This is a genomic window from Pseudomonas sp. GB2N2 (assembly GCF_054897705.1).
The window spans coordinates 3,725,224-3,746,724 of sequence record NZ_CM142701.1; the positions used below are offsets into that span (position 1 = coordinate 3,725,224).

The window sequence follows — 21,501 nt, forward strand, 5'->3', positions numbered from 1 at the left end:
AGCACAGACAACTGACGCCACGCCAAGCCCGTTAGGGTGCGACTTCAGTTCTTCCTCACGCCCGGAGTCATCATGTCCGCACCGATTACCGTTCTTCGCGACACCCACCCGCTGCCCGTCCTCGACGCCTGCAAATGGGAAAAACTCGAAGGCGATCCGCACACCGTCAACCTCAACGCCTACACCAGCGATGACGGCAGCAAGATCATGGGCACCTGGATCTGCACGCCGGGCAAGTGGTACGTGGAATACGTGAAGTGGGAATACTGCGACTTCCGAGAGGGCTACTGCATCATCACCCCGGAAGGCAAAGAGCCGATCCATCTGCGTGCGGGTGATATTTTCGTCATCGAGCCGGGCATGAAAGGCACGTGGGAAGTCGTTGAAACCGTGCGCAAGTATTTCGTGTTTGCCTGATGCAAAAAAACCGGGGAATCACGCGACGTGATTTCCCGGTAAATGTCGATGCAAACACAATTCGTGCAGGCAGGGTTTATTGCGGTTTGCGATAGCTGTTGATGATCGCCGAGAAGTCCTTGCCACCTTCCCCACGCTGGCTCATCGCTTGATACAACTGCTGGGCCACCGCGCCGAGCACCACCGGTTGGTGCGCCTGACGTGCCGCTTCCGTCGCCAGCCCCAAATCCTTGAGCATCAATTCCGCACCGAACCCGCCGGTGTAACCGCGCGAGGCCGGTGCCGTTTCAACGATGCCCGGCCACGGGTTGTACATTTCCGAACTCCAGCAACGCCCCGTCGAACTGTTGATGATCCCGGCCAGCACGCCCGTGTCGATGCCCAGAGCATCCCCCAGCGCCATGGCTTCACTGACGCCGACCATGGAGATCGCGAGCAGCAGGTTGTTGCAGATCTTGGCGATTTGCCCGGTGCCGACTTCACCGCAATGCACAATGTTGCGGCCCATCTGCGCCAGCACCGGTTGCAGGGTGGCGAACAGCTCCGGAGTGGCGCCGACCATGAAGGTCAACGTCCCGGCCGTTGCACCGCCAGTGCCGCCGGAAACTGGCGCATCGGCCATGGCCACGCGTTGGTTGGCAGCCGCCGCCGCCACCTCCCGCGCCGTCTGTGGATCGATGGTGCTGCAATCAACGGCTGGCACACCTTGGCCGATGCCGGCGAGCACGCCGTCTTCGCCCAGCCACACGCTACGCACATGCACCGCGGCGGGCAGCATGGTGATCACCAGTTCCGCGCCTTGCGCCGCTTCACGGGCGGTCGCGCTGATGCTGCCGCCCAGTTGCTCCAGCTCAGCCAGGACGGTTTTGTTCAGATCGACCAGGCGCAGCGAATGGCCGGCCTTGATCAGGTTGCGGGCCATCGGCGCGCCCATGTTGCCGAGGCCGATAAAAGCGATTTTCATGTCCGCCTCCTTAACGCAAGTTGATGGTGGTGTTCACACCGTCGTTGACGCTGTTGTCATCGAACCAGCGACTGGTGACAGTCTTGGTCTGAGTGTAGAACTGCACCACTTGCTTGCCATACGGACCGAGGTCGCCGAGTTTCGAACCACGCGAACCGGTGAAGCTGAAGAACGGCACCGGCACCGGGATCGGGATGTTGATGCCGACCTGGCCGACGTCGATTTCGTTCTGGAATTTGCGCGCCGCCGCCCCGCTCTGGGTGAACAGGCCGGTGCCGTTGCCGAACGGATTGGCGTTGACCAGCGCGATGGCTTCGTCGAGGGTATTCACTTCCAGCACCACCAGCACTGGGCCGAAGATTTCCTGGGTGTAGATCTGCATGTCGGTGGTCACGCCGGAAAACAGCGTCGGGCCGACAAAGTTGCCTTGCTCGAAGCCCGGCACGCTGATCTGACGACCGTCCAGCTCCAGTGTGGCGCCTTCCTTGATGCCGCTTTCGATCAGATCGAGAATCCGCGCCTTGGCCCGTTTGGAAATCACCGGACCGACGTCAGTGCCCGGCTCGCTGCCGGCATTCACTGTGAGTTTCTGCGCCAATGCTTTCAGGTCTGGCAGCCACTGTTTGGCCGCGCCCACCAACACCACCACCGAAGTAGCCATGCAGCGTTGGCCGGCGGCACCGAAACCGGCACCGACCAGTGCATTCAGCGTCTGTTCGCGGTTGGCATCCGGCAGTACCACGGCGTGGTTCTTCGCGCCCATCATCGATTGCACGCGCTTTCCGTGTTTGCCGGCCAAGTCGTAGACGTGGGTACCGACGGCCGTCGAACCGACGAAGGAAACCGCCTTAATGTCTTTGTGAGTGCACAGCGCATCCACCACGTCCTTGCCGCCGTGAACCACGTTGAGCACGCCTTTCGGGACGCCCGCTTCAATCGCCAGTTCCACCAGCAGCAGGGTCGACAGCGGGTCCTGTTCGGACGGCTTGAGCACGAAGGTGTTGCCGCAGGCGATGGCCATCGGGAACATCCACAGCGGAATCATCGCCGGGAAGTTGAACGGGGTGATGCCGGCGCAGACGCCGATCGGCTGACGCAGGGTGTAGGTATCGACGCCGCTGGCGACGTTTTCAGCAAACTCGCCCATTTGCAGAGTGCCGATGGAGCAGGCGTGTTCGACCACTTCGAGGCCGCGGAAGATATCGCCTTCAGCGTCGGCAATGGTCTTGCCCTGCTCGTTGCTGAGCACCACGGCGATGCGCTTGGAGTGTTCGCGAATCAACGCCTGGAGCTTGAGCATGATGCGCATCCGCCCGCCAATCGGCGTCAGTTTCCAGGTCTGGAAAGCGCGGTGGGCGGCACTGATCGCCGCGTCAACTTCCTGCGCCGTGGCAAACGGAACCTTGGCCAGCACTTGCTGGGTCGCCGGGTTGACGATGTCGTGCCACTCGGTGGTCTGGGACTCGACCCACTCGCCGTCGATCAACAGCTTGACCTTTTGCACAGTTTGCGCAGTTTCCACAGTGGTTTCGTTGGGCGTAAGCGATGCGTTCATGACGGTCTCCGGGACATTGTTCTTATTTAGCATTGTTCTAATTTAGAGAGCTATCTAGGGAGCCAGGACGAGAATGTCGCCGTGACCGGTGTGAGCTGAGGCGTGTGTCGCGAATTGGTTGTCGGGCTGTTTTTGGAGTATAGATGTGCAAACTTCTAATAAGAACGCACATAAAAGCCGGTCCATCATGCAAAAAAACATCACGTCCTTAGGTTCGCTGAACTGGGATGACCTCAAGTTTTTCCTCGAGGTCGCCCGCACCCGCAAGGCCAGCACCGCAGCCAAACGCCTGGCGGTGGACTACACCACCGTGTCGCGGCGCATCAGTTCGCTGGAAGCAGCGTTGGGCACTTTGCTGTTCGAGAAATCCAGGACCAGCGGTTTCGTCCTGACCGCTGAGGGCCAGCGACTGCTCGGTTATGCCGAGTCGATCGAAAGCACGCTGCACATGGCCTGCGAGCAGGTTTCAGGTTCCGGCGTAGCGCTGTCCGGTCACGTACGGATGGGTTGCACGGAAGGTTTCGGCAGCTTTTTCATCACCCCGCAACTGAGCCATTTCGTCGATGCCTACCCGGCAATCTCGGTGGACATCCTGCCGCTGCCGCACTTCATCAGCCTGTCCAAGCGCGAGGCGGACATCGTCATCGCGCTGGAGCGTCCGGAGCATGGACCGTACGTCTGCTGCAAACTCTGCGACTATAAATTGCAGCTGTACGCGACCCAGGACTATCTGGACAAACACCCACCGATCCGCCGCCCGGCAGACTTGGGCAAACACTCATTTATCAGTTATGTCGACGACCTGGCGTTCAGTTCGGAGCTGTTGTATCTGGCCAACGTACTCCCCGGCGCCAGCGCCAACCTGCGCAGCACGAGCGTGATCGCCCAGTTCGTGGCGGCGCAGCAAGGCCGGTCGCTGGCGATCCTGCCATGCTTCCTCGCGGCGCAGGACCCGCGCTTGCTGCCGGTGCTGCCGGAGGAAATCAACATCACGCGGCAATTCTGGATGTACTGCCGCGAAGACCTGCGCAAGCTCAAGCGGATTACCCTGTTGTGGGATTACATTCGTGCGGTGACTGAGCAGAATCAGGGGTTGTTGATGGGCGAACGCCGGGACATGCTGTTCGCCGACTGACTGTTGTGGCATTTAAGAACTCTCCTACAGACCGTCCTACAGACACGCCAAGCCAGCATGGGATAGCGTCCTGTCGCGCCTCATCGGCCAAACAGGGCTCGAGTCAGTTTTTATAGGAGGGGTTATGCCGGTTGAAAACCTTTTCCCGAATTATCTGGGGGCAAATGGGCAAGATGCCAATAGGCTGCATGCCGAGGCTACAGAGGCAGCGCAGGCGGCTTGGAACAGAACAGTGGCGACGAACGAAAGGAACGAGCGGGAAGCGGACGCACGCAGGAATGCGATCAAGAAACGGGATGAAGTGGCCCCACGCGGATGCGTCTTCGCCAAGAGTTGCACGCTGCCAGATGGGACCATTAACTACACCAGTCCCAGCGGAGCCATTCCCACCGATCCGATTAGCCAGTATGGCGAGTTTGCCTTGCTGGGTGGCCGTGAAACGGATGCACAAGGAAACATTCCCCTCAAGAAAATCAGTGGCTCCCTACCCGCTTCACTGGGAACACTTCTATTAGGCGGCGCTGCTACTGCCAGCGCTGGCGGTGTGTCTTGTGGTGGTTTGTGTGCGGCTGGCGCTGTGGCGTCTGGCGCTACTTCTAGTGTTGTTGCTGGTGCATTGACGGGAGTGGTTGCATTACTGTGGCCTTCCAGCATGGGCGACAGCAGCCTGTGTACAGAACAACAGTTCAAGTCACTCAAGCAAGCTCGCACACGTGTCCGCCTGCACGTCGAATAACAAGCCGATGGCACCTTGAAAGGATACGGGTACAACACCCAAAAGCGCCGCGACTGGGAAATGATTCCAGTAGTACGGTTCGTTGCCCAAGGTTCGCAGCAAGTGGCTGACTTGGGTGACGGTGTAACCTTGGTATGGACACCAGCCGCTGACCCGTCCAGCACTTTAGGGATTCCAACGTTAGAAAGCGCACCACAGGTGCCCCATATCTGGATTTATCCGCCCACCGAACAGGCTGATAACATCATCGTCAGCCCGATTTACCCGGACGCTTACAAAGATTTCATTCTGGTGTTCCCGGCTGATTCTGGTGTGCAGCCGCTTTACATCGTGATGAATGTTCGCAAGACCCCCGGAACTGCAACAGGTCAAGGCGAGGATGTGGTTGGTATCTGGCTTATTGGGGCGAGTTCGGGAGTAGGAGTTCCGATACCTACGGACGTGGCGGACGCACTGAGGGAACGCGAATTCAAAAGCTTTGACACATTCAGAGCCGCACTTTGGAAAGCTGTCTCAGGATCAGCAGCAGCGGATCAGTTCGTCAAGCAAAGTGTTGGCCGTATGCTTACAGGTCGGGCTCCGCGTGTTCGGAAAGCCGATAGAGTCGGAGGTAGATTGTCTTACGAGCTGCACCACATCGAAAAAGTATCAGAGGGCGGTGGCTTGTACGACGTGGATAACCTGCGAGTTAACACACCGAAAAACCACATCGATCTTCACCGGAACAAATAGGCCAAACATGACGGACACACTACTGAAAAACAGCTTCTCTGAGTACACAGAAGCGGAATTTATCAAGCTGCTGCAGGAGCTCGCCAAGGAAGACGAACAAGCCGAAAACGATGACCGTGCAGACTTGCTTTTGTTGCACTTCGAGAAGGTAAGCGAGCACCCGGCAGGGTCAGACTTGATCTACTACCCGGAAACGGGAACAGATGGTTCCCCTGAAGGCGTGACGCAGATTGTAAAAGAATGGCGTGCCGCTCAAGGCTTGCCAGGATTCAAAAAATAATCAATGGACTGTGAGAGAACATATGGAGCTTCGTCCCGAGTTAATGCCTCCGTTGCTGGATGAGGCCTTGGTCGCCCGGCTGACGATACATTCTGAACAAATTGATTGCGGACATCCCGAACAAACTCGGGAACAGTTGGCCGCGTTCAATCGAGAAGCCATGACCAAGCTAGAGTTCATCGACTTTCAGGGGATTTATGGAGGACAAGACCATGACACCTGGGTTCGCAAAGTCCTAGCCAAGCCATATGAACGGCGCGTGGCAGATGTGACAAAGCAAGAGTTGGTAGAGTTGGCTCGAAGGGTCATGGAAGGTGATGGCGCTGACCATGAAGTCGAATTTTGGTTGACCATGCTGGCAATCAACGTACCCAATGAACGCGTATCCGATTTGATTTTCTGGCCAGACGAATACTTCAACGATGTGAGTTATTCGCAGACACTATCGCCAGAGCAGGTGGTAGAAATTGCGTTGAATGATAGAGATGTTTTGCTCTAGTAATGGCCCACATACACGGGAGTTCAGTCATCCTGCACCGTCACTGATCAGAATCAGAATCAGAATCAGAATCAGAGGCAGATGATGGGTGAACGCCGGGACATGCTGTTGACCGATCAATCCGCACTCACCACAATCGCCACCCGGCGATTCTCGGTCCGCCCCGCTGCGCTGTCATTTGAGGCCACCGGCTGGCTGCTGCCGAGTCCGCGTAGCTGGATGTTCTGTTCCTTCATTCCCACCGCGTTCAGCACGATACCGACGCTTTTTGCCCGGCGCAGGGACAGCGTTTCGTTGTAGGACTCCTTGCCCGATGCGTCGGTATGACCATCAATGCGCACCCGCTCGATCCCGACACCGAGCAACGCCTTGCCGATGCGTTCGACGATCTCGGTGCTCTGCGGGTTGAGGCTTTCGACGTCGCTGCCAAACAACACTTTGCCGGACAGGCCGAACGCCCAGCCCTCGTCGGTCAACTCGAACCCTTGTTGTTTGAGCACCGCGATTTGCGCCGGGGTCAGGCCTTTTTGCGGTGCCGTCTGGCAGCCGGTCAATGCCAGCAGCACCATGAACAGGGTGAGGGTGAAAAATCGCAGGGAAACTGAGAACACGGTATTAGCTCCTGATCTGAATATGGGCAACAGGTGACTTCGACCCTGAGGTGTGTTGTGCACCTCGGGCGAGGCGCTTGGCTTGGTACATGGCTGCATCGGCAGCGTGAAGCAAAGCCCCAGGCGTCGCGCCATGATCGGGGTACACGGCGATGCCAATACTGAGAGACGTCACCACGTGCGCTGCCCCCGGCATCGGGATGGGCATTTCCATACTCGCGAGGATTTTATCGGCGATCCGCTCGGCGTCTTCGGTCTTGTGCAACGGGGTCAGCAACACGGCAAATTCGTCGCCGCCCAGACGCGCCACCAGATCCCCTTCGCGCAATTGCGCACGCACCCGATTGGCCACGGCTACCAGCACCGCGTCACCGGCGGCGTGCCCGAAGTTATCGTTGATTTCCTTGAACCGGTCGCTGTCGAGAAACAGCACCGCCATGCGCTCGTTGTGCTTGTTGGCATTGCGCAGTGAGCGCATCAATCGACCCTCGAAAAACGCCCGGTTCGGCAACCCGGTGAGGCTGTCGTGGCTAGCCTTGTGGGCCAGGGCTTCGTTTTCGCTTTGCAGGTGGCTCTGCCAGTCTTCGAGTTCATCGAGCAGGGCATTGAAGTCGTTGCCGAGGTTGTCGAGTTCGGCGATGGCGGCGGGCGGTACGCGACGGTCGAAGGCCCGTTCGCTGCGCGCGGCGTGAGCCACGCAAGCCAGACTTCGCAGTGGCCCAGTAATCCCGCGAAGTTGTCGGCGCGCCAGATACAGCGCCACCCAGGCGCTAGCCGCCGTGCACAGAACGATACCCACCAGGCCGCTGAGCAGGAAGCGCATCAGGCTGCCGCCACCACCTGTCAGCTGAATGCTGCCGATTTCATGGTCCTGATGGACGATCGGCAGGCTGATCGGTTTTTCCAGAAAGGCCTTGGCCAACTGCATTTCCAGATCCGGGAACAATCCGGTTTCAGGCCGCTGCCAACGCGCCAACACCATGCCATGCCGGTCCAGCACCTGGGCATCGGCGACTTCTTCGGTGGAGGCGATCAACGCCAGTGCTTCAGTGGCCGCCGTCTTGTCGTTGAACACCACCGCCGCTTCCACGGTGTAGTTGATGGAGCGTGCGATCAGGTGCAGGTTGTGGTCGGCATACACCCGCAAAGCCAGGACACCGAGCAGCGTCAGCGAGACGCTGGCCATGGCGACGGCCACCAGTGCAACGATCAAATGCCCGCGACCGATGACTGAGCGCAAGGTCGGGCGACTGTCCGGTTTAAATAAACTCATGGCGCCGCCGGCTTGTGGCGGGACAGCTGCAGAACACTGGGGTGAATGCGCACACCGCTGCGGGCGACGGAGTCGAGGTTGACCTCAAAGGACACCTGGTCATCGCCGACACGCAGGCAGAACAGGCTGCCGACGGTGCACGGGTCATCGCTTTCGCTGATGCTCAATACCGGGTGGCCTGTCAGGGAAGCGAACAGCCGGCTGCGTTCTTCGCTGGTCAGTTTGCCGATGTACACCGCGTCGCAGTCACTGACGATGGACGGGTTGTCGGCCAGCAAGCGGCTGACGGTCACCGGGCGGCCGGTGGCCTGGGTCGTGCCTTTGACCAGATCATCGGTGTATTCGGTAGGGCCTACGATGCAAAAGCGCAGTTGTGCCGGCTCAACAGGCCAGCGGGCATAACCGAGGATGCCGAGGACGACTTGCGTGACCGATTGGGCACGCTGATCGGCCATGCCGGGCGGAGTTTGCGCTTGCGCAAAAGCGAAGCCACTGAGCAAACAGAGAAAGCCTGCCAGCATGATTTTCTGGCAGAAATCGATGCGCTCTGTCGTCCAGACAGCCACCTTCATGCAGGATTCCCTTCGATCGTAACAGGATAATGCGGCACGATAGCACAGCGTCTGGACACCCGCGAGGCCGCACCGGCCGGGGGTTACAGCCATTTTTTTGGCGTCGGAACGGCGACCCTCAGTCCGCGGGTGGCGCCACCTCTTCCAACTCCAGCATCAGCCCGCTCAAGCGCTTGACCTTGCGTCGCACTGCGTCTTCAAACACGCCGTTTCGAGGTTCGATCAAGGTGAACCAATGCTTGGCGCGAGTGATGCCGGTATAGATCAGTTCTTTGGTCAGAACCGGATTGAGGGCGTCAGGCAAAATCAACGCCGTATGCGCGAACTCCGAGCCCTGTGATTTGTGCACGGTCATGGCGTACACGGTTTCCACATCATTAAGCCGGCTCGGCAGGACAAAGCGCACGCCGCCCTGTCCGTCGTTACGCGGGAACGCCACGCGCAGCACCTGACGTCCCGCTTCGGGCCCCTCGCGCTCCGGCAGCTTGAGGGCAATGCCGATGTCGCCGTTCATCAAGCCCAGGCCATAGTCGTTGCGGGTCATCAGCACTGGCCGACCTTCGTACCACTGCTGATTGCTCTCGATCAACCGGGCCTTGAGCAGCGCGTCCGTGACTCGCTGATTGAGGCCTTCCACACCCCACGGCCCCTTGCGTACGGCACACAGCAACTGAAAGGCGTCAAAGGCTTGCAGCACTTCGCGCGCCCAATCGGTCCAGCGGGGATCGTCGAGGGCGCTATCGAGCGGCGGTCGTCGATTGCGCAGCAGGCTCAGATAATGCCGATAACCTTGCGGCCCAGCGTCATGACCTTCGAGCAACAAGCGCTCCAGCGATTGGTCGTGCTCACCTTTGAGGGACAGCGAAAACACATCGTCGTGGCTTCGGGCGGCCAACAACTTGCGCGCCTCTTCAGGCTGTTGCTGGTTGACCCAGCGCGCCAGCAGGCCTATGCCGCTGCCCTCGCCGAACCGCCGCGAGTGACGCAGCATCACCACCTGCTGCGCCAGTGGATGAGTGTCGTGGGTGTCTTCGTGCAAACCGCTGCTGCCGAGGTTCTCACCACTGACCGTTTCCAGCCATTGACGCGTTCGAGGGCTATACCAACCGGCCTCGGCGTCACGACACAAATCGCCCAGTACGGCGCCGGCTTCCACCGAGGCCAACTGGTCCTTGTCACCCAGCAACACCAGTCGGGCATGCGCTGGCATTGCATCGAGCAGATTGGCCATCATCTCCAGGTCGATCATCGACGCTTCGTCCACCACCAGCACATCCAGCGGCAAGCGATTGCCGGCGTGATGCCGAAAGTGTCGGGTACCGGGACGGCTGCCGAGCAACCGGTGAACGGTGGTGACGTCGGACGGAATTTTTTCTCGCACCGCTTCAGCGACTTGCAACGTCCTGACTTGCTGGCTGATGGACTCCGTCAGCCGTGCCGCGGCTTTACCGGTGGGCGCAGCGAGACGAATACGCAGCGGTTTGCCAGCCTCCACCGCCGGAGACTGGAGCAATGCCAGCAAACGCACGACCGTGGTGGTCTTGCCGGTCCCGGGGCCACCAGTGACGATGCTGAATGCACTGCGGGTCGCCAGGGCACACGCCAGTTTTTGCCAGTCGATCACCTCGCCGGGCCGAGCCGGACCGAACAGGCCAGTGAGGCGTTGGGGCAGATCATCCGGTGTCGATTCGTGCTCGGCGAGGCGCAGGCGCAAAGCGTTGTCGATGCGCCGCTCGTACGCCCAATAGCGGCGCAGGTAAAGGCGTTTTCCCGACAACACCAACGGCTCTTGTTGCGCCGATTCGCTGCCATCAGCTGCCAAAGCGACCAGACGGCTGGAGGCCAGAACCTTGCACCAATGGGCGCCGTCCAGCGTCTCGAGCAATTGCGAAGGCAGCAACATCGCGTCACTTTGCACGTCGCCTTCCGGTGGCAATGACAGCGCGAAGTCCGGTTCCCTGAGCGTCTCGAACAGATCCAGGCAGACGTGACCGTGGCCCAGTTGATGACTGGTCAATGCCGCCGCCAGCAACACCAACGGATCATCGTCGGGAGCCAGTTCGTGGAGGAAGGCGACAAAGGCCTTGTCCAGCGCTCGCAACCAGCCGCGTTCGACCCAGCGCGTGAGCAACAACAGCAAGTCATCGGCACGGCTCAATGGCGCCAGACCGGCCAGGCTTTCCGCTGCCAACGGGGTCGGCAACAACTCGGCAAAGGTGCGACTCATAGCAATACTCCCTGTTCCCACGCGGGTTCGGCCTTGGGTTCCGGTTTGCCCTGGAACAGCCGGTCAAGGCGCTCGATCAATTCCCGTGGTGGCCGGGCGAAATATACGCCCTGACTGGACGCACGCGTGCCACGCAAAAACAAATACAAGGCACCACCGACATGCCGGTCGTAGTCGTAATCGGCAAGCCGCGCTTTGAGCTGGCGATGAAGGGCCAACAGGTACAGCACGTATTGCAGATCGTAGCGATTATCCAGGATCGACTGCTCCATGGCCTGCTCGGTGTAAGCCATGTCATCGACACCCAGCCAGTTGGATTTGTAATCGGCGACGTAATAACGCCCATCGTGCTCGAACGTCAGGTCGATGAAACCCTTGAACATGCCGTTGAGCAAGACCGGTTCGGCGGCGACCCGGGCAACACCGTTGTGGGTGTACTGGCGGACCAGTTCATCGAGCTTGAGCACATCGACCTTATGGCTGGCGAACCAGAACTCCATCTCGACGCGGTACTGTTTCAGCTGCTCAAAGATGACAGGCGAATGGCCGGCACCGATCTGCAGCGGTGACGTGAGCAAGTGCTGCAGCCAATCGCTCAACGTGGTGATCCAGCCTTCCCAGCCGCGCCGATTGCAGCGGCGGGCAATGGCGTCTTCCACGGCTTGCGGCGTGGCGGCAAACCCTTCGTCACCGGCCCACTCCAGCAAGCCATGGAGAAAGGTGCCCGGATTCGGACCACGCGGGAATCGATGTATATCGGCACCGCCGGCGACCATTTCGCGCGGTGCTTCTGGATCGAGGCGCTCATCGTCGAATAGCTTTTGCGCTTGCGGGTTTTCCGGCGCTTCGTCGCTGCCCACGCTCAGGATATCGCCGATACGCAAGGCGCTGTAGGAGGCGATCCACCAGTTTTCGCTGGCCTTGCGTTTCGGGATCAGCGGTGCGAGCAATGCCGCAACGTTCTGCGGCGGATGGTAATGCTCGTCGGTTTTTTCCGGCATCTCGCGGTAGTTCAGTGCGGGACAGTCTTGCTGCAAGTCTTCCAGCCAACGCCTCAAGCCTTGTGATTCGGCCAACGAAGCGCCGCCGCCCAGCAGATAACCCAACGCCGAAAGGTGCAGCACCGAGCTGTTGTTATTGCCGCGCTTGAGGTCGGTGACGCCGAGCCAGCAGGCGTGTTGCGCCCGGGTGAGCGCCACGTAGAGTAAACGCAGATCCTCGGCCAAGCGCTCATCGTCGGCCAGCGCAATCAACTCCGGAGTTGGCCGCAAGGTTACTTGGGCATTGCCGGTTTCATCGTGGTAATGCAGCGGCAAACGGCTGCCGTCCACTGGTTTCGCCGAACACACGAATGGCAGGAATACCAACGGGTATTCAAGCCCCTTCGACTTGTGAATGGTCACCACCTTGACCAGTTGCTCGTCGCTCTCCAGACGCAGTATCTGTTCTTCCCCAGCCTGACCGGACAGCGCCAGATGCTCGGATAGATGGCGGATCAGCGCTTGCTCGCCATCAAGCTCGGCGGCGGCCTGTTGCAGCAGCTCGGACAAATGCAGCAGGTTGGTCAGCACCCGTTCGCCGTCACTGCGCGCGATCAATGCCTGGGGCAGCTGGAAGTCATGCAGCAAGCGTCGCAGCATCGGCAGCACGCCCTGCTTGCGCCAGAGTTCGCGATAACCACGAAACTGCATGACTCGCGCTTCCCAGGCCAGCTCATCCAGATTCAACCTCTCAAGCTCTGCCAGCGAGAGGTTCAACGTGATGCTCGCCAACGCAGCACGCAACGGACGCTCGACATCCGGCTCGGCGCACGCCTTGAGCCAGGTCAGCAGATCGCGGGCCTCCTGGGCGGCGAACACCGAGTCCTTGTCCGACAAATAGACGCTGCGCACATCCCGCGCGGAAAGCTCGGCACGTACGGCCTGCGCTTCTTTACCGTCGCGTACCAGAATCGCAATATCCGCCGGCAACAGACCTCTGAAGTCCTTGCCGTCCTGGACGAAACCCGCACGGCCTTGTTGCCCGCCGTTAAGCAACGCGGTGATTTCACTGGCGCATGCGGCGGCCAATTGCTGCCGGTAAACCGCACCGGACAGCGGTTGATCAGCGGACAGATGCCAGATGTTCAGCGCAGGGACAGGCTGACCCTCAATGTTCAGAATTTCTTTGCGGCCCTGCGAAGCGACCGGCAGAAATGGCACAGGGTTCACGCCATCTTTTTCGCGAAACAAGAAGGCACCACGACCGCTCTCGCGCACTTCGGCACGCTCGAATACGTGGTTTACCGCACCGACCATGCCATGGCTGGACCGGAAATTGGTTCCCAGCGTATGCAACCGCCCTGTGGTGGCCTGGCGGGCGCGAAGGTAGGTGTAGATGTCGGCACCACGGAAGGCATAGATCGCCTGCTTTGGATCGCCGATCAGGAACAGGCCGCACTCCGGGTTGTTGTCTTCAATGCGATAGATGCTTTCGAAGATCCGGTACTGCACCGGGTCGGTGTCCTGGAATTCATCGATCAACGCCACCGGAAACTGCTCGCGGATCAGGGTGGCCAAGCGTTCGCCACCCTCTGATTGCAACGCGGCGTCGAGACGCAGCAGCATGTCGTCGAAACCCATTTCCGCTCGGCGGCGTTTTTCCTCTTCGAACCGTGCTGCCACCCACTGAGCGGCGTGTTGCAGAACCGCGGCGTCGGGGGTCGGCAACCCATCGAGACGGAGCTTGAGGCCGGGCATGGCGTCCAGTCCCGGGTGATTGGGGACTGGGCCGTTTTTCCACGCTTCAGCCATGCCGTCCGGCGTCAAACGCGTGAAGCCGGTACCGATATCCAATTGTTCAAGCGTTTCGTCTTCGGCCCAGGTTTTCAACTTTTCAAACCAGGACTCGAAATAGCGTGCCTGCATCTTCCGACCGTCGACGCTCTTGCTCGCGATGCCTTCATGACAGATGGCGAGCAACTCGTCTGCCCACTGACGCCAAGGCATTTTGAGCGCGACCAGGGCTGCCCGCCGCTCGTGCAAACAGTCGACGATCAGTTCGGCAGGTTCTTTGCCTTCAGCGCTATCGCGCTCGCTGGCAAACAAACCTCTTAATCGTGGCAGCAGGGCTGCAGGACCCCCCCAATTGGCGCGCACCCAGCCCAGTGCATCGCCTTGCATCGGGTAGCAGAACAATCGCCAGTAATCGCGTAAAACTTCGCCCAGCAGATCGCTGTGATCGGTTTCCAGTGTCTGGGTAAACAGGCTGCCGCTGTCGAACGCGTGTTCGCGCAACATGCGCTGGCACCAACTGTGGATGGTCGACACGGCCGCTTCGTCCATCCACTGGGCCGCGATGTCCAGACGGTTTGCGCACCCGGGCCACTGTTCGGGAAGGTACTGCTCACGCAACTCCGCGATGAGCGCATCCGGCGGCGGCATTTCATCGCGGAAAAACCGCGCGGCCTCTGCGAGACGTGTGCGGATACGTTCGCGCAGCTCCTTGGTCGCGGCGTCGGTGAACGTTACGACGAGGATTTGCGGCGGCAACAATTCACGCCCGAAGCCGCTCGATTCGCCGCCGTGGCCCAGGACCAGGCGCAGGTAAAGTGCGGAGATGGTGAAGGTCTTTCCGGTGCCGGCGCTGGCTTCGATCAGTTGGCTGCCGCGCAACGGGAATGCCAGGGCCAGCGGTGTTTTCGCAGTCATGAGTGCGCCTCCTCGCTGGCCAATGAACGCCAGGGCGCTTCGAGCATCGGCTTGTACAAGGCATTGCACCAATCGGGGAAGGTCTCGTCGGCCATCAGTGCGTCATAGCCCGCGAACTGCCGGGCGAGCGCGGGACTTTCCCGGCGCTCGCCATCCGTGGTCAGGCCGTCGCCTTCATAAGCTTTGCGGGCCGCAGCATCGGCTTTGGCGGGGTCTGTCTGGGTGAGCCAGGCGAACGCTGTTTTCACGGCAATGGGCAGCGGCTGACGCATTCCCGCCTGCCAAGCCAACAACAAGTCGCCCAGCATTCGTGAGGCAGCCTCTTTTTCAATCGGACCCAGAAGCAAACTGTCGTCACTGGCGACAAGTGCGGTGGTCATTGGCATGCCACTGGCGCAGGCAACCAGATGATTGCCCCATGGCCGTGTCAGGCGATGCCATTTGCGGGCCTTGATCGAACCGATGCTGTTGGGAATCGTGGTGACCGAGAGCAAGCTGCCGTCGGCGCGTTGATGCAAACCGCTGAGCCAACCTTCCAGGCGCAGACCTTGCAGTTCAAGATTGATGGGCAGAGCGCTGGTGAGCGGTGTGGGCCATAACGCCAGAAGCTGTTGATAGCGTTGCAGCAGATCCGGCAACGGTTCGATCAACTCGCGTTGCAGACATTCGCCGAAACCCGCCATGGGCAGTAGCCCGCTGTTTTGCAGGCGCTTGGCCTGTGCTTCCAGCACCTCATCTGCACGCGAGAGTTGGCCCAGCGCCGCGCCGAGCAAACTGTCACTGAGGCTGTAGCGTTGCAGTGCATCGAGGACAAAGGGTTCTTCATCGGGAAGCGGCACTTCAGCGGCTTCGAAGAACACTTTCAGCCGCTGACTGAAGAAATGTCGCACAGGGTTGCGCAGGAAATCCTGCAACTGACCGAGACTTAGTGGTTCTTCCTGAACGTATGGGGCAAGGATGTTGTAATCGGTTGTTGGCTCGACAGCTTGATGGAGCACCTGCCATTCGTTGGCGAAGCTGAACAGCTCATCGCCTTCAAGGAAATAACGGGGGCTGAACGGTTGCAACGGATGTTTCTGAGTCATCGCCTCAAGCAGGTCCTCATCGACATCGTGTAATCGCCAACCGCTGGCCAGATGATCGCGAAGCTGGCCTATCAGTACGGATGCGGGGCGCTCGCTGTTGTCGCGAATACTGCGGCCGACCCAACTTATGTAGAGTTGATCCCGTGCCGACAGCAGCGCTTCCAACAGCAGATAGCGATCATCTTCGCGGCGTGATCGATCGCCCGGTCGGTAATCACTGCCCATGAGATCGAAATCCAGCGGCGGTTGCGCGCGCGGGTAATCGCCGTCATTCATGCCCAACAGACAGACCAGTTTGAAGGGGATTGCGCGCATCGGCATCAAGGTGCAAAAGTTAACCGCGCCGGCGAGAAAACGCTGGGACAAGCGCCCCTGATCGAGACCGGCGAGCCAGGCTTCACGGACTACTGTCAACGGTAAATCGTCATGCAAGCCGACAGACTCGCAGGTGTCCAGCCAGGTTTCGCGCAACTCTTCGAGTTGGGCCAGCAGGTAGTCGTCATGCTCGTTACTGGCTTGGAAAAACAACTGCATCAGCGCCTGTAACCGCATGCCCCACTGCTTGGGCGGAGCCGGCTGCGAAAGCTCCAGATGGGCAATCTCCAGCGCGTCGAGCAATGCCACCAGAGGTCCTATGAGCGAAGCATCCAGCCCCCCGATCTCATCGTAGGGCTCAATGCCTTCGCAGGCATTTCCGCTTCCGACGGCATAGCCGAGCAACATCCGGCGCAGCCCGAAACGCCAACTGTTTTGTTCCAGCTCCTGCGGCAGCCCCAAGCCTGCTCGTTGACCGGCGTTAATACCCCAACGGATACCGGCACCTTCGATCCAGCGATGCAGGGTTGGCAGGTCCCGCTCTTCCACCCCGAAGCGCGCGCGCAGGGCAGGAACATCCAGCAGATCGAGGATTTCACTGACAGGGAATCGGCTGTCGGGCAGCTTGAGCAAATGCTCGACCGCGATCAGGAGCGGATCACGGCCGCGCTGGCCCTGATCCGCGAGAGTGAAGGGAATGAAGCGCGGGTCATTGCGTTCGAGCTGGCCAAAAACAGCGCGGATGTGCGGTGCATAGCTGTCGATATCCGGGACCATCACGATGATGTCGCGCGGACGCAACTGAGGATTGGCGCTAAAACGTGCGAGCAATTGATCGTGGAGGATTTCCACTTCACGCTGCGCGCTGTGGGCAATGTGAAAACGGATCGACTGATCCGATATCAAGTCGACTGCGGGCCAGCGCTCCCGGGTTTCATTCAGGGGGCGCAATTCCAGAATGTCGTCCTGCAGTTGATTGAGCATGTTCAGCGGTTGGTTGTCACTGAACAGGTCGATCCGACCGTCTCGAAACGCTGAGCGATAGCTGTTGGGATCGTCGTAGCTGTCGAGCAAATTTATGTAGTCCCGCCCCTGCTTGCCCCACGCGGCCAACAGCGGATGGGCATGCTGATGCAATGTTTGCGGATCGAGCACTACCGGCATGCCGCTTTTGCGAGCTTGACGTTTGTATTGGTGCCGTAGAAGGTCTTTATCGGCGACGATGTCCGCCCAATGGTGCCGACAGGGATTATGGACGCATAGCAAAACCTGGCTGAAACGGGCCAGTCCGGCCAAGGCTTCCAGCGCTTGAGCGGGGAGTGACGAAATCCCGAAAACGATCACTCGTGAAGGCAACCCGGCAGGCGCGGTATCGAGGCTGTTAATGCGTTCGATAAACCGTTGATGGACGCCGGCGCGGCTTTGCGCCATGCCTAGTTCACCGACATCCAGCAGCAGTGCACGCCACAGTTCTGCTTGCCAGCAGTTGGCCGGGCTCAGGGATTTGGCTTCGCCGCGACCGTTGCGTAATTGATGACGACCTTCAGCCCAGTCTTCGAGCCAGTCGGCGCGGTACACCTGATACTGGTCGAACAAGTCAGCCAGTCGCTCGGCCAGTTGATAGCGTTTGCGTAAATCAGTGTCATGGGTAAGGAAGCGTTGCAGTGGCTCGAAGTGTGGCTGATCGATCAACTGCGGAAGCAGGCGCATGAGGCGCCAGGTCAGCGGGGCTTTATCGAGCAAGGACTTGACCGGGATTTCATCGCGTCCAAGGACCATGCGATAGAGCTGCCACATGAAACTGCCCGGTAACTGCACGTCGATGGCAGCGGCGATACCGCAGCCTCCCATATCGTCCTCCTCCGGGTCTTCGGCCAGTGCCAGCTTCAGCCACTGTGCGATGCCGTTGCTCTGTACCAGGGCGATTTCATTTTCCAGGGGTGCCAGCGGGTAACGCCGCATCCAGCTAACCACCAGGCTGCGTAGCTCGTCCAGACGGTTGCCGTGAACCACCATAAAACCAGCACTGAGGGACGTCGCGTCCGGCATAAAGGCATCCTTGGAAAAATACAAAAGCTAGGGCCGAACCTTAGCATTGTCGGGAGACTGTGACAGCCGGGAGCGGTCCGATGTTGCTGTACGAACTTTCCTGCGGGCAAAACAAAACCCCAATTGCTTTCGCAATTGGGGTTTCGGAATTTAATCTTGACGATGACCTACTCTCACATGGGGAAACCCCACACTACCATCGGCGATGCATCGTTTCACTGCTGAGTTCGGGATGGGATCAGGTGGTTCCAATGCTCTATGGTCGTCAAGAAATTCGGTGTGCCGACGCGTCTTTCGACGTTTCAGCAAATGGGTATGTGATAGCTTTCGGTGTTTTTGCGAGATCGAACTTTCGGTTCGTTTCGTCTTCACACACCGCAATCTGGTGCTCGTTAGAGCAAGCAAATTGCTTGGGTGTTATATGGTCAAGCCTCACGGGCAATTAGTATTGGTTAGCTCAACGCCTCACAGCGCTTACACACCCAACCTATCAACGTCGTAGTCTTCGACGGCCCTTCAGGGGACTCAAGGTCCCAGTGAGATCTCATCTTGAGGCTAGTTTCCCGCTTAGATGCTTTCAGCGGTTATCTATTCCGAACATAGCTACCCGGCAATGCCACTGGCGTGACAACCGGAACACCAGAGGTTCGTCCACTCCGGTCCTCTCGTACTAGGAGCAGCCCCTCTCAAATCTCAAACGTCCACGGCAGATAGGGACCGAACTGTCTCACGACGTTCTAAACCCAGCTCGCGTACCACTTTAAATGGCGAACAGCCATACCCTTGGGACCGGCTTCAGCCCCAGGATGTGATGAGCCGACATCGAGGTGCCAAACACCGCCGTCGATATGAACTCTTGGGCGGTATCAGCCTGTTATCCCCGGAGTACCTTTTATCCGTTGAGCGATGGCCCTTCCATACAGAACCACCGGATCACTAAGACCTACTTTCGTACCTGCTCGACGTGTCTGTCTCGCAGTCAAGCGCGCTTTTGCCTTTATACTCTACGACCGATTTCCGACCGGTCTGAGCGCACCTTCGTACTCCTCCGTTACTCTTTAGGAGGAGACCGCCCCAGTCAAACTACCCACCATACACTGTCCTCGATCCGGATAACGGACCTGAGTTAGAACCTCAAAGTTGCCAGGGTGGTATTTCAAGGTTGGCTCCACGCGAACTGGCGTCCACGCTTCAAAGCCTCCCACCTATCCTACACAAGCAAATTCAAAGTCCAGTGCAAAGCTATAGTAAAGGTTCACGGGGTCTTTCCGTCTAGCCGCGGATACACTGCATCTTCACAGCGATTTCAATTTCACTGAGTCTCGGGTGGAGACAGCGCCGCCATCGTTACGCCATTCGTGCAGGTCGGAACTTACCCGACAAGGAATTTCGCTACCTTAGGACCGTTATAGTTACGGCCGCCGTTTACCGGGGCTTCGATCAAGAGCTTCGCGTTAGCTAACCCCATCAATTAACCTTCCGGCACCGGGCAGGCGTCACACCCTATACGTCCACTTTCGTGTTTGCAGAGTGCTGTGTTTTTAATAAACAGTCGCAGCGGCCTGGTATCTTCGACCGGCATGAGCTTACGGAGCAAGTCCTTCACCCTCACCGGCGCACCTTCTCCCGAAGTTACGGTGCCATTTTGCCTAGTTCCTTCACCCGAGTTCTCTCAAGCGCCTTGGTATTCTCTACCCAACCACCTGTGTCGGTTTGGGGTACGGTTCCTGGTTACCTGAAGCTTAGAAGCTTTTCTTGGAAGCATGGCATCAACCACTTCGTCACCCAAAGGGTAACTCGTCATCAGCTCTCGGCCTTAGACTCCCGGATTTACCTAAGAGTCCAGCCTACCACCTTAAACTTGGACAACCAACGCCAAGCTGGCCTAGCCTTCTCCGTCCCTCCATCGCAATAACCAGAAGTACAGGAATATTAACCTGTTTTCCATCGACTACGCTTTTCAGCCTCGCCTTAGGGACCGACTAACCCTGCGTCGATTAACGTTGCGCAGGAAACCTTGGTCTTTCGGCGTGGGTGTTTTTCACACCCATTGTCGTTACTCATGTCAGCATTCGCACTTCTGATACCTCCAGCAAGCTTCTCAACTCACCTTCACAGGCTTACAGAACGCTCCTCTACCGCATCACCTAAGTGATACCCGTAGCTTCGGTGTATGGTTTGAGCCCCGTTACATCTTCCGCGCAGGCCGACTCGACTAGTGAGCTATTACGCTTTCTTTAAAGGGTGGCTGCTTCTAAGCCAACCTCCTAGCTGTCTAAGCCTTCCCACATCGTTTCCCACTTAACCATAACTTTGGGACCTTAGCTGACGGTCTGGGTTGTTTCCCTTTTCACGACGGACGTTAGCACCCGCCGTGTGTCTCCCATGCTCGGCACTTGTAGGTATTCGGAGTTTGCATCGGTTTGGTAAGTCGGGATGACCCCCTAGCCGAAACAGTGCTCTACCCCCTACAGTGATACATGAGGCGCTACCTAAATAGCTTTCGAGGAGAACCAGCTATCTCCGAGCTTGATTAGCCTTTCACTCCGATCCACAGGTCATCCGCTAACTTTTCAACGGTAGTCGGTTCGGTCCTCCAGTTAGTGTTACCCAACCTTCAACCTGCCCATGGATAGATCGCCCGGTTTCGGGTCTATTCCCAGCGACTAGACGCCCTATTAAGACTCGCTTTCGCTACGCCTCCCCTATTCGGTTAAGCTCGCCACTGAAAATAAGTCGCTGACCCATTATACAAAAGGTACGCAGTCACCCAACAAAGTGGGCTCCCACTGCTTGTACGCATACGGTTTCAGGATCTATTTCACTCCCCTCTCCGGGGTTCTTTTCGCCTTTCCCTCACGGTACTAGTTCACTATCGGTCAGTCAGTAGTATTTAGCCTTGGAGGATGGTCCCCCCATATTCAGACAAAGTTTCTCGTGCTCCGTCCTACTCGATTTCATGACCAAGAGATTTTCGCGTACAGGGCTATCACCCACTATGGCCGCACTTTCCAGAGCGTTCCGCTAATCTCAAAGCCACTTAAGGGCTAGTCCCCGTTCGCTCGCCACTACTAAGGGAATCTCGGTTGATTTCTTTTCCTCAGGGTACTTAGATGTTTCAGTTCCCCTGGTTCGCTTCTTAAGCCTATGTATTCAGCTTAAGATACCTAACTTATGTTAGGTGGGTTCCCCCATTCAGACATCTCCGGATCAAAGTCTGTTTGCCGACTCCCCGAAGCTTTTCGCAGGCTACCACGTCTTTCATCGCCTCTGACTGCCAAGGCATCCACCGTATGCGCTTCTTCACTTGACCATATAACCCCAAGCAATCTGGTTATACTGTGAAGACGACATTCGCCGAA

At 58.5% G+C, this 21,501-nt stretch carries 12 protein-coding genes, 2 rRNA genes and 1 pseudogene; 5 read left to right on the plus strand and 10 right to left on the minus strand.

The genetic code is table 11. The features are described from left to right. Positions 1–72: 72 nt before the first annotated feature. A complete protein-coding gene (locus tag ACYZT4_RS17215; protein WP_461981596.1) occupies positions 73–417 on the plus strand; it encodes a cupin domain-containing protein in 345 nt (114 codons plus the stop codon). 76 nt (positions 418–493) lie between these two features. On the opposite strand, the gene mmsB is transcribed toward ACYZT4_RS17215, so the two are convergent. Next, complete coding sequence (gene mmsB / locus ACYZT4_RS17220) at positions 494–1,381, minus strand: 3-hydroxyisobutyrate dehydrogenase (protein WP_461981598.1); 888 nt, start codon at positions 1,379–1,381, stop codon at positions 494–496. Positions 1,382–1,391: 10 nt separating this feature from the next. Continuing rightward, on the minus strand, positions 1,392–2,936 hold the full coding sequence (locus tag ACYZT4_RS17225; protein WP_461981600.1) for a CoA-acylating methylmalonate-semialdehyde dehydrogenase: 1,545 nt from the start codon (positions 2,934–2,936) through the stop codon (positions 1,392–1,394). Positions 2,937–3,123: 187 nt separating this feature from the next. Between ACYZT4_RS17225 and ACYZT4_RS17230 the strand changes: the two genes are divergently transcribed. From ACYZT4_RS17230 to ACYZT4_RS17245, 4 genes and pseudogenes are all read left to right on the plus strand, one after another. Further along, the gene (locus ACYZT4_RS17230) at positions 3,124–4,071 is read left to right on the plus strand and encodes a LysR family transcriptional regulator (protein ID WP_461981602.1); all 948 of its coding nucleotides are present in this window, start codon (positions 3,124–3,126) and stop codon (positions 4,069–4,071) included. Between the two features lie 124 nt (positions 4,072–4,195). Next, positions 4,196–5,539 (plus strand): annotated as a pseudogene (locus tag ACYZT4_RS17235) (S-type pyocin domain-containing protein). A 7-nt stretch (positions 5,540–5,546) separates the two neighbouring features. Further along, positions 5,547–5,819 carry a bacteriocin immunity protein gene (locus tag ACYZT4_RS17240; RefSeq protein ID WP_461981604.1) on the plus strand — a complete coding sequence of 91 codons (273 nt, stop codon included), beginning with the start codon at positions 5,547–5,549 and terminating at the stop codon, positions 5,817–5,819. A 22-nt stretch (positions 5,820–5,841) separates the two neighbouring features. Continuing rightward, a complete protein-coding gene (locus tag ACYZT4_RS17245) occupies positions 5,842–6,318 on the plus strand; it encodes a hypothetical protein (RefSeq protein ID WP_461981605.1) in 477 nt (158 codons plus the stop codon). A 116-nt stretch (positions 6,319–6,434) separates the two neighbouring features. On the opposite strand, the gene ACYZT4_RS17250 is transcribed toward ACYZT4_RS17245, so the two are convergent. The 8 genes from ACYZT4_RS17250 to ACYZT4_RS17285 form a co-directional block, all read right to left on the minus strand. Beyond that, positions 6,435–6,887, minus strand: a complete 453-nt coding sequence (locus tag ACYZT4_RS17250; RefSeq protein WP_461988716.1) for an OmpA family protein — start codon at positions 6,885–6,887, stop codon at positions 6,435–6,437. 46 nt (positions 6,888–6,933) lie between these two features. Further along, complete coding sequence (locus ACYZT4_RS17255) at positions 6,934–8,202, minus strand: diguanylate cyclase domain-containing protein (RefSeq protein WP_461981607.1); 1,269 nt, start codon at positions 8,200–8,202, stop codon at positions 6,934–6,936. Next, positions 8,199–8,774, minus strand: coding sequence for a YfiR family protein (locus ACYZT4_RS17260; RefSeq protein WP_461981609.1), 576 nt, complete (start codon positions 8,772–8,774; stop codon positions 8,199–8,201). The genes ACYZT4_RS17255 and ACYZT4_RS17260 overlap by 4 nt, the downstream gene beginning before the upstream one ends. Positions 8,775–8,892: 118 nt before the next feature. Beyond that, entirely contained in the window at positions 8,893–11,001 is a 2,109-nt protein-coding gene (gene recD / locus ACYZT4_RS17265; RefSeq protein ID WP_461981611.1) for an exodeoxyribonuclease V subunit alpha, read from the minus strand. Beyond that, positions 10,998–14,690 carry an exodeoxyribonuclease V subunit beta gene (recB, locus tag ACYZT4_RS17270; protein WP_461981613.1) on the minus strand — a complete coding sequence of 1,231 codons (3,693 nt, stop codon included), beginning with the start codon at positions 14,688–14,690 and terminating at the stop codon, positions 10,998–11,000. Before recB ends, recD begins: the two co-directional genes overlap by 4 nt. Further along, on the minus strand, positions 14,687–18,139 hold the full coding sequence (recC, locus tag ACYZT4_RS17275; protein ID WP_461981615.1) for an exodeoxyribonuclease V subunit gamma: 3,453 nt from the start codon (positions 18,137–18,139) through the stop codon (positions 14,687–14,689). Before recC ends, recB begins: the two co-directional genes overlap by 4 nt. Positions 18,140–18,293: 154 nt before the next feature. Beyond that, a 5S ribosomal RNA gene (gene rrf, locus ACYZT4_RS17280) occupies positions 18,294–18,409 on the minus strand. 151 nt (positions 18,410–18,560) lie between these two features. Beyond that, positions 18,561–21,452: ribosomal RNA gene (locus tag ACYZT4_RS17285) — 23S ribosomal RNA — on the minus strand. Positions 21,453–21,501: the final 49 nt, after the last annotated feature.